This window comes from Streptomyces muensis, assembly GCF_021474425.1.
GTDB lineage: Bacteria > Actinomycetota > Actinomycetes > Streptomycetales > Streptomycetaceae > Streptomyces > Streptomyces muensis.
Genome location: NZ_JAKEIP010000214.1, coordinates 1 through 14,372, shown reverse-complemented (window position 1 = coordinate 14,372; position 14,372 = coordinate 1). Strand labels below are relative to the sequence as shown.

Below are 14,372 nucleotides of genomic sequence, written 5' to 3'. Positions count from 1 at the left end.
ACCGTCATCACCGCCGCGACCGTCGAGGCCCTCCAGTCGGGCCGTGTCGTCGCCACCGACCTCAAGCCCCGCCCCGCACTTCGGCCCCCCGCACACCGACCCGCAGCGTCCCGGGCCCGGCAGGCGTACGACAGGCCCGCCACACGGACCCGTCCGGCATCGCCCGGAACGTCGGATCCCCGGGCCCCCGCCGCAGCGGCCCCAGCACCAGCCCGAGATCGAGCGGCCCGTCCGGCACGACGGTCCGCACCTTCCCCGCCGCGACAGCCTGCCGCGGCACACCCCCGGGCACGGCGACATGCCCACCGCGCACGGTCGTACGCGTGGGTCGCGGAGCGAAACGTCCTGCCACGGCTGAGGTCCTAGGTGAGGTCTACGAGCACGAAATGTCGAATTGGCCTACGAGCACGAATGCCGAAGCAGTCCACGAACACGCCCCCCGAAGGCGCCCTACGAGGGTAGGCCCTCACCCACCCCTGCCACCCTCATCCCTGTCAGAGGCGGATGGAGCGAGAGCGAGCCCCACCTTCTCAGCTCACCCCGTCACCGAACCTCGACAAACGCCGCCGCATCCCGCTCCGGCCGAGCCCGCGGCTCCTCCGCCGCATGCCCCACCGCCACCGCCCCCATCGGATCCCAGTCCTCCGGCAGCCCGAGCACCTCCCGCACGACCTCCCGGCAGAACATCGTCGACGAAACCCACGCCGACCCCAGCCGCTCCCCGGCCAGCGCGACCAGGAGGTTCTGCACCCCGGCCCCGGTGGCGACGACGAACATCTCCCGCTCGGCCCCGTCCCGCCGCGCGTCGCCATACGTATGGGACCCGTCCATGACCAGACAGGGCACCACCAGATACGGCGCGTTACGCAGCACGTCCCCGCGCCGCACCCGCTTGGCGATGGACTCCTCGCTCTTGCCGTCCCGCCGCAGATCCGCGATCCACGCGTCCCGCATCGCGTCGAGCAGCCGCGTCCGCGACTCCTGCGACTCCAGCAGCACGAACCGCCACGGCGTGGTGTGGTGCGGCGCCGGAGCGGTGACGGCCGCCGCGACCGCCCGCCGTACGGCCCCGGGGTCGACGGGCTCGTCCGTGAAGGCCCGTACGGTACGCCGCCGGGTGACCGCCTCCCGTACCGCCTCCGACGTCCCGAGCCGGAACATGTCGTCCCGCGCGTCACGCACCAGGGCCCGAGCGCCCTCCCCGTGGTCCTCGGTCACCGTGCTCGCCAGCCCGCGCACCACGGCGACCGGCAGCCCGGCGGCCTTGCCCTTGACCAGGTCACCTGCGGCCGCCAGTTCGTCGGCCGTCGCCACGACGGTCGCGTGCAGCGGATTGCCGTACGCGTCCGTGTCCCCGCGCAGATCGTCGAGTACGCGGATGCCGGCGGCGCCGATCGCGACATCGGTGAGGCCGGCCCGCCACGGGCGACCGAAGGTGTCGGTGACGACGACCCCGACCTCGACGCCGAGGGCGTCCCGCAGCCCGTCCCGGATCGCCCGCGCGGACGCGTCCGGATCCTCGGGCAGCAACAGCACGGTCCCGGCGGGGGTGTTGGAGGCGTCGACCCCGGCGGCGGCCATCACCAGGCCCTGCCGGTTCTCGACGATACGGAGCGCACCGCGGCGCGCCACGACCCGTACCGTCTCCGCGTCGATCGCGGCCTCCCGGTCCGTCGCCTCGACGATCCGCCCCTCCGCCTTGGAGACGATCTTCGAGGTGACGAGGAGAACGTCCCCGTCGACGAGGCCGGGTTCGGCGGCGGCGATCAGTTTGGCGAGGTCGTCGCCCTGCTGGACCTCGGGAATCCCGGAGACGGCCCAGACCCGGTAGCCGTCGGCAGACACCTCGCTCAAGCTCCCCGCACCTCCTCCGCCAGCGTCAGCGCCTCGCGGGCCATCCGCGCGGTCGCGTCGAGGTCGGTCATCATCAGCGGCACGGCCCGGCAGCGGATCCCGGCCGCCTCGACCCGCGCCACCGAACCCTCGTCCACGGTGTCGACGAGCCAGCCGTCGAGGAGTCCCGAGCCGTAGTGCTCGGCGACCGCGGCGGCCGTCGACTCCACGCCGATGGCCGCGAGCACCTTGTCGGCCATCCCGCGCACGGGCGCGTCCCCGACGATCGGGGAGAGTCCCACCACCGGCACTCCGGCGTCGGCGATGGCCTCGCGGATGCCGGGCACGGCGAGGATCGTGCCGACCGAGACGACCGGGTTGGACGGCGGGAAGAGGATGACGTCCGCCGCGGCGATGGCCTCCAGGACGCCCGGCGCCGGCTTGGCCTGCTCCGCCCCGACCGGCACGATCGCCTCGGCCGGCACCGAGGCCCGCAGCCGCACCCAGTACTCCTGGAAGTGGACGGCCCGGCGTTCGCCGTCCAGATCGACGGCGACATGGGTCTCGACGCGGTCGTCGGTCATGGGGATGAGCCGGACTCCCGGCTTCCACCGGTCGCAGAGCGCCTCGGTCACCGCGCTCAGCGGGTATCCGGCGCCGATCATCTGCGTCCGCACGATGTGCGTGGCGAAGTCGCGGTCGCCGAGCCCGAACCACTCGGGCCCCACGCCGTACGCCGCCAGCTCCTCCTTGAGATGGAAGGTCTCGTCGGCCCGGCCCCAGCCCTGCTCCTCGTTGATGCCGCCGCCGAGGGTGTACATCACCGTGTCGAGGTCCGGGCAGACCTTCAGCCCGAAGAGGTGGATGTCGTCCCCGGTGTTGCCGATGACCGTGATGTCCGCGTCCGGCACGGTCCGCTTCAGACCGCGCAGGAACCGGGCACCACCGATGCCGCCTGCCAGAACCACAATGCGCATGGGAGCAGTCTTGCAGGCGGGTACGACAACGCGTCAGGCAGTCACGGGACGCGGCTGCGGTCGCGCCTCGCAGGCCGAGGCGGTGTGCATCGGCATCTCGGTCAGGCCCGGGTGGTACACGTGCAGGCTGACCGCCGGCTCCAGCGCGTCGTTCGCCACCTCGTGCGCGTATCCCGGCGCGAAGACACGCTGCGCGCCCGCCGCCAGCACGCGCGTGCCGCGTTCCGTGCGCTCGGTCAGCGTGCCGTCCAGGACCGTCAGGACGCCGGAGGACCGGCCGTGGTCGTGCAGGCCGCTGCCCTGTCCGGGGACCCACGACAGCAGCCACACCTCGTAGCCGGGGCCGGTGCGCAGCCGGTGGTACCAGCGCGTGGTCGCGTCGTACTGGACGAGGTGCTCCCACTGCGAGCGGTCGGCGGCGATGGAGCGGGCGAGGCCGACGAACTCGGCCACGGTGGCCGGGTGCTCGCGCGGAGTCTGGAGGAGGTGCGGGACTTCGAGAATGTCGCCGGCGATCTGGAGGTCGCTGTCGCTGTTCATGGGGTGCGTGGTTCCTTGGTGAAGGAAGGTCAGAGGGAACGAAGGCCGAGGGACAGATGGCTCGGCCGCCTGCTGGAGCGGGTGTGGCTCAACAGCTGGGACAGCAACAGCTACAGCGAGCGCGGGCAGCACCGTGGGACCCGGCGGTGCGGGTCGAGGTGGGTGCCGAGTTCGCGAGCATGCCCACAAGGACAGCGGTTTGCACCTCGGGTGTCAACTCGGCGCCCGTTATGTGGGACATGTTTCACCTCATCCGGTTCATCTCTGTGGCGAAAGGTTTGTTCATGAGACGGCCGGGACACATGGCGCACAACCGGGCGCACGAGCGTCGTTGTGATCCTGTGATCCGACTGTGATCCGGTTCGCTTCTGCGCGTGTGTGCAACGAGATCGAACTTCTGGGCGTCTTTTTCCGTACAGGCTCTGAGCGGGGTCGGACACCCCCCCGGGCCTCGTCTGCTTGTCAAGGTTTATCCCGATTTGAACACTTTCCGCTAGGCCTTGGTTCCGCAGAGTGAATAAGGGGCTCAATAGCAGATCTCGGCTTGACTCGCCCGGAGCAGCACACTTGTAATTTCACTCGTGTCGTTCAGCCGAAATCGGTAACGGCTACATCACGGGGACGCGAAAGACAGACGAGGGGCGCACATGACCGAGCTGGTGCAGCAACTGCTGGTCGACGACGCGGACGAGGAACTCGGCTGGCAGGAGCGCGCGCTGTGCGCCCAGACCGACCCCGAGTCCTTCTTCCCCGAGAAGGGCGGCTCCACCCGCGAGGCCAAGAAGGTCTGCCTCGCCTGTGAGGTCCGCTCCGAGTGCCTTGAGTACGCCCTTGCCAACGACGAGCGCTTCGGCATCTGGGGCGGCCTGTCCGAACGGGAGCGCCGCCGCCTGAAGAAGGCCGCCGTCTGAGCGGAGCGCCGGCCGGACGTCCGGCCGTGACGGGCCCAGCCGCAGGACCGAGCGGTGGCCCGACCCGACCTGGCCCGGGCGGCCGGGGTCGAAGCGCGCGTGATCGTCCACACCCAGTCCGTACGCATCGCACGCAGATACGTCTCGAATATGTTTCGAACGGCCCGTCGCAGGTGGGTTATCCACAGGCGGCGGGCCGCCGTGATGCCCAGCCGATAGTGTGGTCGCTCGTCCGAGACGCCGCGCTGTCCCCACGGGGCACGGGCGTCCACCGCAGTCCATCGAACCGGGGCCCGTACCTCGATGTCCGTGCACAGCCACACGGCAGCCCAGCACGACTCCGCTGCCACACCTGAGTTCCCGCGTCATGTGGTGACCGCGGTCCTCGTCTCCCACGACGGCGCCCGCTGGCTGCCCGACGCGCTCGCCGGGCTGCTCGGCCAGGAGCGCCCCGTCCAGTTCGCCATGGCGGCCGACACCGGCAGTGCGGACCGGTCCGCGCAGCTGGTCACCGAAGCCCTCGGCGACGACCGGGTGCTGCATCTCGCCCGGCGCACCGGATTCGGCCAGGCCGTCGAGGAGGCCAACCGCACCGCCCCCGTCCTCACCCCGGACGAGCTGACCTATCTGAAGCGGCCGAGCGGCTGGGACCCCGTCACCCGCACCTGGCGCGACGACGCCTACGACATGCCCGAACTCCCGCACGGGGAGCCGGTGCAGTGGCTGTGGCTCCTGCACGACGACTGCGCACCCGAACCCGACGCCCTGGCCCAGCTGCTGCGCGTCGTGGAGAACGAGCACGAGCTGGGCCGCGACGACGTCGCCGTCGTCGGCCCCAAGCTGCGCGGCTGGTACGACCGCCGACAGCTCCTGGAGGTCGGCGTCACCATCGCCGACTCCGGCCGCCGCTGGACCGGCCTCGACCGCCGTGAACAGGACCAGGGCCAGCACGACCATGTGCGGTCCGTGCTGTCCGTGTCCACCGCCGGCATGCTGATCCGGCGCGACGTCTTCGAACAACTCGGCGGCTTCGACCGCCGTCTGCCCCTGATGCGTGACGACGTCGACCTGTGCTGGCGCGCCACCGCCGCCGGCCACCGTGTCCTCATCGCCCCCGAGGCAGTCGTACGACACGCCGAGGCCTCCTCGCGCGAGCGCCGCACCGTCGACTGCGTGGGCCGCACCGCCGCCTCCCCGCACAAGGTCGACAAGGCGGGCGCCGTCTACACCCTGCTCGTCAACACCCGCACGGCCGCGCTGCCCTGGGTCCTGCTGCGCCTGGTGCTCGGCACGGTCCTGCGGACGCTCGCCTACCTCGTCGGCAAGGTCCCCGGACAGGCCCTCGACGAGATCCGCGGCCTCGTCGGCACCCTGCTGCGCCCCGAGCGGATCATCGCCGGGCGGCGCAGGCGCGGGAGCCCCGTCATCGACAAGGGAGAGCTGCGGGCACTGTTCCCACCGCCCGGAGCGACCGTGCGGGCCACCGTCGAGCAGGCCGCGAGCAGCCTCTTCGGCAGCTCCGACCCCGAGGTGACCGCGGGCGCGGGACGGCACGGCGGCGCGATCGAGTCCGGCCCCGGCGGGGACGACGCGGACTTCCTGGAGGTCGAGCAGTTCGCCCGCCTCAAGCGCGTCGCCCGCAAACCGGGACCGGTGCTCTTCCTGGTGCTGCTGTTCGTCTCCCTGGTCGCCTGCCGCGCCCTGCTCGGCGGCGGCGCCCTCGCGGGCGGCGCGCTGCTGCCCGCCCCGGCCGACTCGGGTGAGTTGTGGTCGCGTTATGTCGACGCCTGGCATCCGGTGGGCGCCGGCGGCGCCACGTCCGCGCCGCCCTACCTGGCGATCGTGGCGATGCTCGCCTCGGTGCTGCTCGGCTCGACCGGGCTCGCCGTCACCGTCCTGCTGGTCTGCTCGGTGCCGCTGGCCGGCCTCACCGCCTACTTCGCCTCCCGCCCGCTCGTCGAATCACGCCTCCTGCGCGCGTGGGCGGCCGTCGTCTACGCCTTCCTGCCCGCCGCCACCGGCGCGCTCGCGGGCGGCCGTATCGGCACCGCCGTCCTAGCTGTCCTGCTGCCGCTCATCGCACGCGCCGGCATCGCGGCGAGCGGCCTCACGAACAGCTCCGGTGCGCGCGGCAGTTGGCGCGCCACCTGGGCGTACGCCCTGCTGCTGACGATCACCACGGCCTTCACGCCGATCGTGTGGCCGATCGCGCTGGCTCTCGGAATCGGACTCCTGGCGGTGCGGCGCGCCGACCTCACCGCCTACGGCCTGCGCTTCCTCGCCCAGCTCGGCGTGCCGCTGCTGGTCCTCGCGCCCTGGTCGCTGTCGCTGCTCCCGTTCGGCTTCTTCCAGGAGGCCGGTCTGGAGTACGGCGCCTCGGCCGCGTCCGCGCTGGATCTGCTCGGTGCCAGCCCCGGCGGGCCCGGCACCGTCAGTGGCCTGATGCTCATCGGCGTGGTGCTGGCCGCGCTGGCCGCCCTGCTGCGCTCCGAGCGCCAGTTCGGGATCTGGACGGCCTGGGCGGTCGCCCTCGTGGGCCTCGTCTTCGCGGCCCTGTCCAACGGCTCCACCTGGGCCGGCCCCGCGACCCTCGTCTACGGCATCGCCCTCCTGGCCGCCGCCCTGCTCGGCGCCGACGGGGCACGCGCGCGCGTGGCCGAGCAGAGCTTCGGCTGGCGTCAGCCGGTCGCCGCGCTGATCGCCTTCGCCGCGGCCGCGGGACCGTTGCTCGTGGCCGCCGGCTGGATGATCGGCGGTGCCGACGGCCCGCTGGAGCGGCGCGACCCGGTGCAGGTGCCCGCGTTCGTCGCCGAGGAGAGCAACACCCGCGACCAGGCCCGCACCCTCGTCCTGGACAGCGACTCCCCGGCCCACGTCGGCTACATGCTCGTCCGCGGCTCCGGCGCCCGCCTCGGCGACGCCGAACTCGCCGCGGCCGACGGGGAGAACGCCAGGCTCGACAAGATCGTCGCCAACCTGGTCGCCGGATCCGGCGCCGACCAGGCCGACCAGCTGGGCTCGTTCGCGGTGCGTTACGTCCTCGTCCACAAGGGCGCGCCGCGCGAGGTCGCGCGCGTGCTGGACGCCACGCCCGGCCTGTCGCGGCTGAGCGAGCAGAACGGCAGCGCGCTGTGGCGGATCGACCGGCAGGTCTCCCGCGCGGCCATCGTCGCCGGGTCCGGCTCGGCCGAGCCGCGGTCCGTCGCCGCCGGGCCGACGGAGATCCACACCACGATCCCGGGCGGCTCCGAGGGGCGTGTGCTGCGCCTGGCCGACAGCGCCGACGACGGCTGGACGGCCACCCTGGACGGCACACCGCTCACACCGACCACGCTCGACGGCTGGGCGCAGGGCTTCGAACTCCCCGCCGAGGGCGGCAGGCTGGACGTCACCTACGACGACCCGATCACCCACACCGCCTGGCTGTGGGCCCAGGGCTTCCTCGCCCTCGTCCTCGTCGTGATGGCCCTCCCCGGCCGCCGCCGCGACATCGACGACGATCTTCCCGAGGAGCAGCCCGTCCCGGCCGAGGCCATGGCCGGCGAGGGCCGCCGGGCCCGCCGACTGCGCGCCCAGGCCGAGGCGGAGGCCGAGGAGACCGGTCAGGGCGCCGAGTTCCCGCCTCCGCCGACGGAGGCGCCGGCCGTCGCGATTCCGCAGCAGCAGTCCTACGGCGACTGGGACACACCCAACTACGCGGGCTCCGAATACGGGGGCTACGGCGGGGAGCAGTACCAGAGCGGTCTGCGGTACCCGGCGGACGGCGCCTACGACCAGGTGTATCAGGCGGACCCGTACCAGGGCGGCCAGTACGACCCGTACGCGTACGGAGGACAGGCCCCCGGGGCGTACGACCCCGCGTACGACCAGACGTACCAGCAGGGCTACGACGGCACGTACGACCCGACGCAGCAGCAACCGCACGGCAGTGAGCGTTCCGACGGGAGCCAGCAGTGAACCGCACGACCCTGTCCCTGATCGCCGGCGCCACCGCTCTCGCCGCCGTCACCGGGCTCGCCGCGCTCACCACGCCGGACGCGTCCGGCGCGAACACCGCCGAGGCGGCCGCCGAACTGCCCGTGGAGCGCACCAGCCTGGTCTGCCCGGCGCCGAGCACCTCGGACCTCGCCGAGACGACGTACACGTCGTTCACGCCCGTCACCAAGGGCACGGCGAGCGACGGAAAGGCCGAACTGGGCTCCGCGGCCGAGGAGTCGGCCGACCCGGCGGACGGCAAGGACAAGAAGGCCGACGACGCGAGCAGGACCGGCGAGACCGGCAAGGCAGGGAAGGCCGACAAGCCGGTCCTGGCGGCCAAGGAGCCGGGCAAGCCGGTCATAGGCGACGCGTCCGGGGCCGACTCGCCGGCGCTGATCGGGACCGCCGACGGAAAGTTCGCGCCCGGCTGGACCGTGCAGGAGACCACGGAGGTCGCCGCGGGCACCGGCCGTGGCCTCCAGGGCGTCAACTGCACCGCGCCCGACACCGAGTTCTGGTTCCCGGGCGCCAGCACGGCTCCCGACCGCACGGACTACGTGCATCTGACCAACCCCGACGACTCCGCCGCCGTCGTGGACATCGAGCTGTACGGCAAGGACGGCGCGATCGAGACCACGGTGGGGGAGGGGATCACGGTCCAGCCCCACTCCGCGGAGCCGATCCTGCTGTCCACGCTGACCAGCGAGAAGCAGGACAACGTGACCGTGCACGTGAGCGTGCGCAGCGGGCGGCTCGGGGCGTCCGTGCAGGCGCTGGACGACAAGCTCGGCGGGGACTGGCTGGCCGCGTCCGCCGACCCCGCCGGCAGTCTGGTGCTGCCCGGCATCCCCAAGGACGCCACCTCGGTGCGGCTGGTCGCCTTCACCCCGGGCGACGCCGATGCCGACCTGAAGGTGCGCCTCGCCTCGCCGTCCGGACCGATCACCCCCGCCGGGAACGAGACGCTGCACGTCAAGGCAGGGATGACGAGCGCGGTCGACCTCGGTGACGTGATGCGGGGGGAGACGGGGTCGCTGGTCCTGACGCCCACGGACCAGTCGGTGCCGGTCGTCGCGGCGCTGCGCGTGGTGCGCGGCAAGGGGGCCAAGCAGGAGACGGCCTTCATACCGGCGAGCCGCGCGGTCGGCACGCGCGCGACGGCGGTGGACAACAGGGCGAAGGGCACGACGCTGTCCGTGACGGCGCCGTTCCGTACGGCGCAGGTCAAGGTCACGGCGTCGGCGGGCAGCGAGGGCGGCACGGCCGTGTCGAAGACATACACGATCAAGTCCGGCACCACCCAGGACCTGGAGATGCCGGCGCCGAGCGGTCTGAAGGGCACGTACGCGCTGACGGTGGAGTCGGTGTCGGGCGGGCCGGTGTACGCGTCGCGGACGCTGGTGGCGACGACGGAGGGGGTGTCCGGCTTCACCGTGCAGACGCTGCCGGACGACCGGGGGATGGTCGCGGTGCCGGAGGCGGACGAGGACCTGTCGGTGCTCCAGAAGTAGGCGGCCGCCGCAGCGGGCCGGGGCCGTCAGTCCTCGCCGTAGCGGGGGTCCACCGTCTCGGGGGTCAGGCCCAGCAGCTCCGCCACCTGTTCCACGACCACCTCGTGGACCAGCGCCGCCCGCTCGTCCCGCCCCTTGGTGCGGATCTCCACCGGCCGCCGGTAGATGACCACCCGCGCGGGGCGCCCCTCGCGCGCGGGAATCGTGCCGCCGAGGGGGACCGCCTCGTCGTTCCAGGTCCGGCCGTCCAGTCGGGGGACCTCCAGGACCAGGAAATCGATGTCGGCCAGCTGCGGCCAGCGGCGCTCGAGCCGTTCCACGGAGTCCTGCACCAGGTCGGCGAAGACGTCGGCACGGCTCGCGGCCAGCGGGACCTGGGGTGGTGCGATCGGGCCGCGCATGCCCCGTCCGTGGCGATCACGGCGGCGGGGCCCGGGGCCGGCGGCACGGGGCGGTACAGGGGTGTCCATCACTGCTGAAGCGTAGTCCTCGTGGCCGCCGCCTGTCCGATACCCATGTCGTGGCAGGAGTGGCGTTCGGCCGCTCGTCAGGCATGTCGGCAGATGACCATTCCAGCCAAGGTTGGGCTCGTTTCCGTATCTCTCCGAGACCGTCATTGGCGAGGTAATTGACGGGGTTTGTGGTGAGTGGTGACCGGCCCCGGGGATGTTCGGGATCTCGGCGGCAGGCTTCCTTGCAGGTCAGCGAGTTGGGGCAGAAGGGGTGTGTGGGGTGTTTCACAGCACGACACGGTGGAGTGACCTGGGGGAGAGTCGTCGCGGCCCGCTCAAGAGTGCGGTACCGTCCAACGTCGTGAGCCCTGTACGTCGCTGTTCGCGCACCGCTTGCGGCCGCCCCGCCGTCGCGACGCTGACGTACGTCTACGCCGACTCGACCGCGGTCCTCGGCCCGCTCGCCACCTACGCCGAACCCCACTGCTACGACCTGTGCGCCGAGCACTCCGAGCGCCTCACCGCCCCGCGCGGGTGGGAGGTCGTGAGGCTGCTGGACGGCTCGGCTCCGGCCCGCCCCAGCGGCGACGACCTGGAAGCGCTTGCCAACGCCGTGCGCGAGGCGGCCCGTCCGCAGGAGCGGGCGGCCGAGGCGGGCGGGGGCGGCGGCCGCGGGGCCGACCCGATGGAGGTCGCGCGGCGGGGTCATCTGCGGGTGCTGCGCTCGCCCGACAACTGACGGCCGGCCCGCTTCCTTCTTCGGCCTCCCGCTTCCCTCTTCAGCCTCCCGCTTCCGCTTTCCCGCGCGGTTTCGCGCGCGTTCGTCATCGTTGAATGATGCACGTTGATTGCTGCGCGACCATTGACGTGCACATGGCGCGGACGCGACCATTCCGTATGCCGGAACGAGAAATCGATTTCCGCATGGCGGAAACCGGGGAGGCGCCCGTGTACGTCCAGGAACTGGAACCCGTCGCCGGCTCGCTCGGCCTGTCCGCCCTGGTGGCCGCACTGCCGCTCGTGATCGTCCTGGTCCTGCTGGGCGGGGTCCGGATGAAAGCGCACCTGGCGGGGCTCACAGGCCTTCTGGCGGCCGTTCTGGTCGCCTGGCTCGCCTACGGCATGCCCCTCGACCAGACGCTCTCCAGCGCCGCCCAGGGCGCCGTCTTCGGACTCTTTCCCATCCTGTGGATCGTCGTCAACGCCCTGTGGGTGTACCGGATGACCGTCCGCACCCGGCACTTCGACATCCTGCGCAGGTCCTTCGGGCGGCTCTCCGACGACCCGCGCATCCAGGCGCTCGTCGTCGCCTTCTGCTTCGGAGCCCTGCTGGAGGCGCTCGCCGGGTTCGGGGCGCCCGTCGCGATCTGCTCGGTCATGCTCGTCGCGCTGGGCTTCGAACCGGTGCGGGCGGCGGTCGTCGCCCTGGTCGCCAACACCGCGCCGGTGGCCTTCGGCGCGATGGGCACACCGGTGGTGACACTGGCTCAGGTCACCGGGCTGCCGCTGGACGACGTGGCGTCCGTGGTGGGGCGTCAGACGCCCTTGCTGGCCCTGGTCGTGCCGCTCGTACTGGTCGGGCTCGTGGACGGCCGGCGCGGACTGCGGGAGACCTGGGTCCCCGCCCTCGTCTGCGGATTCGCCTTCGCCGTCGCCCAGTTCGCCGCCTCCAACTACGTCTCCGCGCAACTCGCCGACATCGGCGCCGCCTTGGCCGGCGCTGGCGCCCTGGTCGCCGTACCGCACGCGCGCGTGCCCGCCGCCGAGGCGGTACGCGCGTCCGTGCTGACCGGCGTGAGGAGCGAGGAACTGGACGAGGACGATCCGCGGCGGGAGGTCGTACGGGCCTACGCGCCGTACGCGTTGATCGTCGTGATCTTCTCCGTCGCGCAGATCCCGGCGGTCAAGGACTGGCTCGCCAGGACGACGCAGACCTACGACTGGCCCTTCCTGAACGTCGCGAACCCGGACGGCGAGCCGGTCTCCGGCAATGTCTACAGCTGGCCGATCGTGTCCACCGGCGGCACGCTCGTGCTGATCGCGGGCGTGTGCACGGCGGTCGTTCTCGGCGTCCACGCGCGCGTGGCCGTCAGGGAGTGGGCTGCGACCGTACACGAGTTGAGGTTCGCCATCCTGACCGTGACGTCCGTGCTGGCCCTCGCCTACGTCATGAACCTCTCCGGCCAGGCCGCCACCATCGGCTACTTCGTGGCTGCGGCCGGCGCGGGGCTCGCCTTCCTGTCCCCGGTGCTGGGCTGGTTCGGTGTGGCCGTGTCCGGGTCGGACACCTCCGCAAACGCGCTGTTCGGCGCGTTGCAGGTGACCGCGGCCCGGGAGTCGGGGCTGTCGCCGGAACTCCTGGCCGCCGCCAACAGTTCAGGAGGTGTGCTCGGCAAGATGATCTCGCCGCAGAACCTCACCATCGCCTGCGCCGCCGTGGGGCTCGCGGGCCGGGAGGGGGACCTGCTGCGGCGGGTCCTGCCGTGGAGCCTTGGCCTGCTGCTGGTGATGTGTCTGATCGTGGTCGGCCAGAGTTCACCGGTGCTCGACTGGATGCTGCCCTGATCTCGGCGCTGACCTGAGGTTACGGCTCGGGGTCCAGTTGGTGGCCGCACGTCCCGCTGTCAGTGGGTGCGGGTAGTTTGGGGTGACCGATAGGACTTTCAGGAGGGTTGGCCGTGGCCGCTGATCTGTCACAGCTCGTGAAGGCGTACGACGTGCGCGGGGTCGTACCGGACCAGTGGGACGAGTCACTGGCCGAGCTCTTCGGGGCAGCCTTCGTCGAGGTGACGGGCGCGAGCGCGATCGTCATCGGTCACGACATGCGCCCTTCGTCCCCCGGCCTGGCCGGCGCCTTCGCGCGCGGGGCGGCGGCCCAGGGCGTCGACGTCACCGAGATCGGCCTGTGCTCCACGGACCAGCTGTACTACGCCTCGGGCGCGCTGAACCTCCCGGGCGCGATGTTCACGGCCTCGCACAACCCGGCCCAGTACAACGGCATCAAGATGTGCCGCGCGGGCGCCGCCCCGGTCGGCCAGGACACCGGCCTGGCACAGATCCGCGAACTGGTCGAGGGCTGGATGGACTCGAGCGCCCCGGCACCGGCCGCCCAGCCGGGCACGATCACCCGTCGCGACACGTTGGAGGACTACGCGACCCACCTCCGCTCCCTCGTCGACCTGACCTCCATCCGCCCCCTGAAGGTCGTGGTGGACGCGGGCAACGGCATGGGCGGCCACACCGTCCCGACCGTGTTCGCCGGCCTCCCGCTGGACGTCGTCCCGATGTACTTCGAGCTGGACGGCACCTTCCCGAACCACGAGGCCAACCCCCTGGACCCGGCGAACATCGTGGACCTCCAAAAGCGAGTCCGGGACGAATCCGCCGACCTCGGCATCGCCTTCGACGGCGACGCCGACCGCTGCTTCGTCGTGGACGGGAACGGCGACCCGGTCTCCCCCTCCGCGATCACCGCCCTGGTGGCCTCACGCGAACTCGCCAGGCACGGCGGCAAGGGCACGATCATCCACAACCTGATCACCTCCTGGTCGGTCCCGGAGGTCGTCAAGGAGAACGGCGGCACCCCGGTCCGCACCCGCGTCGGCCACTCCTTCATCAAGGCCGAGATGGCGAAGTCCGGCGCGATCTTCGGCGGCGAGCACTCCGCCCACTACTACTTCAAGGACTTCTGGAACGCCGACACCGGCATGCTGGCCGCCCTCCACGTCCTCGCGGCCCTCGGCGGCCAGGACGGCCCCCTGTCCGCCCTGGTCGACCAGTACGACCGCTACACCGGCTCCGGCGAGATCAACTCCACCGTCACCGACCAGGCCGACCGCCTCGCCGCCATCAAGTCCACCTACGGTCCCCAGCCCGACGTCACCCTCGACGAACTCGACGGCCTCACCGTCACCACCCCCGACTGGTGGTTCAACGTCCGCCCCTCCAACACAGAACCCCTCCTCCGCCTCAACGCGGAGGCCCGCGACGAGGCGACGATGACGAAGGTGCGCGACGAGGTCCTGAGCATCATCAGAGCCTGACGCCCACGCATTTTCAGCCCGTCCGGCGTTTGAGGACGAGGCCGGAGGGCCCTTGGGGGGGGGGGGGGGGGGGGGGGGGGGGGGCCGCCCCCGCGCGGGCGGCGGGGGGGGCGGCCGGCCGCGGGCG

The 14,372-nt window shown here is 72.1% G+C and carries 10 protein-coding genes and 1 pseudogene; 6 read left to right on the top strand and 5 right to left on the bottom strand.

The window, feature by feature from the left end; genetic code table 11:
* Positions 1 to 64: 64 nt before the first annotated feature.
* From L0P92_RS33635 to L0P92_RS33620, 4 genes and pseudogenes are all read right to left on the bottom strand, one after another.
* Positions 65 to 352 (bottom strand): annotated as a pseudogene (locus tag L0P92_RS33635) (DNA-3-methyladenine glycosylase 2 family protein); the annotation flags it as partial.
* A 191-nt stretch (positions 353 to 543) separates the two neighbouring features.
* Complete coding sequence (locus L0P92_RS33630) at positions 544 to 1,854, bottom strand: coenzyme F420-0:L-glutamate ligase (RefSeq protein WP_237696387.1); 1,311 nt, start codon at positions 1,852 to 1,854, stop codon at positions 544 to 546.
* On the bottom strand, positions 1,851 to 2,810 hold the full coding sequence (gene cofD / locus L0P92_RS33625; protein ID WP_234766836.1) for a 2-phospho-L-lactate transferase: 960 nt from the start codon (positions 2,808 to 2,810) through the stop codon (positions 1,851 to 1,853). Before cofD ends, L0P92_RS33630 begins: the two co-directional genes overlap by 4 nt.
* Before the next feature lie 33 nt (positions 2,811 to 2,843).
* Positions 2,844 to 3,350: a cysteine dioxygenase gene (locus L0P92_RS33620; protein WP_234766835.1), complete on the bottom strand. Its 507-nt coding sequence runs from the start codon at positions 3,348 to 3,350 to the stop codon at positions 2,844 to 2,846.
* Positions 3,351 to 3,997: 647 nt separating this feature from the next.
* Between L0P92_RS33620 and L0P92_RS33615 the strand changes: the two genes are divergently transcribed.
* From L0P92_RS33615 to L0P92_RS33605, 3 genes are all read left to right on the top strand, one after another.
* Positions 3,998 to 4,261, top strand: a complete 264-nt coding sequence (locus L0P92_RS33615) for a WhiB family transcriptional regulator (protein ID WP_003975777.1) — start codon at positions 3,998 to 4,000, stop codon at positions 4,259 to 4,261.
* A gap of 303 nt (positions 4,262 to 4,564) precedes the next feature.
* Entirely contained in the window at positions 4,565 to 8,218 is a 3,654-nt protein-coding gene (locus L0P92_RS33610; RefSeq protein ID WP_234766834.1) for a glycosyltransferase family 2 protein, read from the top strand.
* On the top strand, positions 8,215 to 9,750 hold the full coding sequence (locus L0P92_RS33605) for a DUF5719 family protein (protein WP_234766833.1): 1,536 nt from the start codon (positions 8,215 to 8,217) through the stop codon (positions 9,748 to 9,750). Before L0P92_RS33610 ends, L0P92_RS33605 begins: the two co-directional genes overlap by 4 nt.
* 26 nt (positions 9,751 to 9,776) lie before the next feature.
* On the opposite strand, the gene L0P92_RS33600 is transcribed toward L0P92_RS33605, so the two are convergent.
* Positions 9,777 to 10,220 carry a metallopeptidase family protein gene (locus L0P92_RS33600; RefSeq protein WP_234766838.1) on the bottom strand — a complete coding sequence of 148 codons (444 nt, stop codon included), beginning with the start codon at positions 10,218 to 10,220 and terminating at the stop codon, positions 9,777 to 9,779.
* A 343-nt stretch (positions 10,221 to 10,563) separates the two neighbouring features.
* Here L0P92_RS33600 and L0P92_RS33595 point away from each other — a divergent pair, with 343 nt between their 5' ends.
* The 3 genes from L0P92_RS33595 (at position 10,564) to L0P92_RS33585 (ending at position 14,245) form a co-directional block, all read left to right on the top strand.
* Positions 10,564 to 10,941 carry a DUF3499 domain-containing protein gene (locus L0P92_RS33595; protein ID WP_228044524.1) on the top strand — a complete coding sequence of 126 codons (378 nt, stop codon included), beginning with the start codon at positions 10,564 to 10,566 and terminating at the stop codon, positions 10,939 to 10,941.
* 209 nt (positions 10,942 to 11,150) lie between these two features.
* A complete protein-coding gene (locus tag L0P92_RS33590) occupies positions 11,151 to 12,767 on the top strand; it encodes an L-lactate permease (RefSeq protein WP_234766837.1) in 1,617 nt (538 codons plus the stop codon).
* A 113-nt stretch (positions 12,768 to 12,880) separates the two neighbouring features.
* Positions 12,881 to 14,245, top strand: coding sequence for a phosphomannomutase/phosphoglucomutase (locus tag L0P92_RS33585; protein ID WP_234766832.1), 1,365 nt, complete (start codon positions 12,881 to 12,883; stop codon positions 14,243 to 14,245).
* Positions 14,246 to 14,372: the final 127 nt, after the last annotated feature.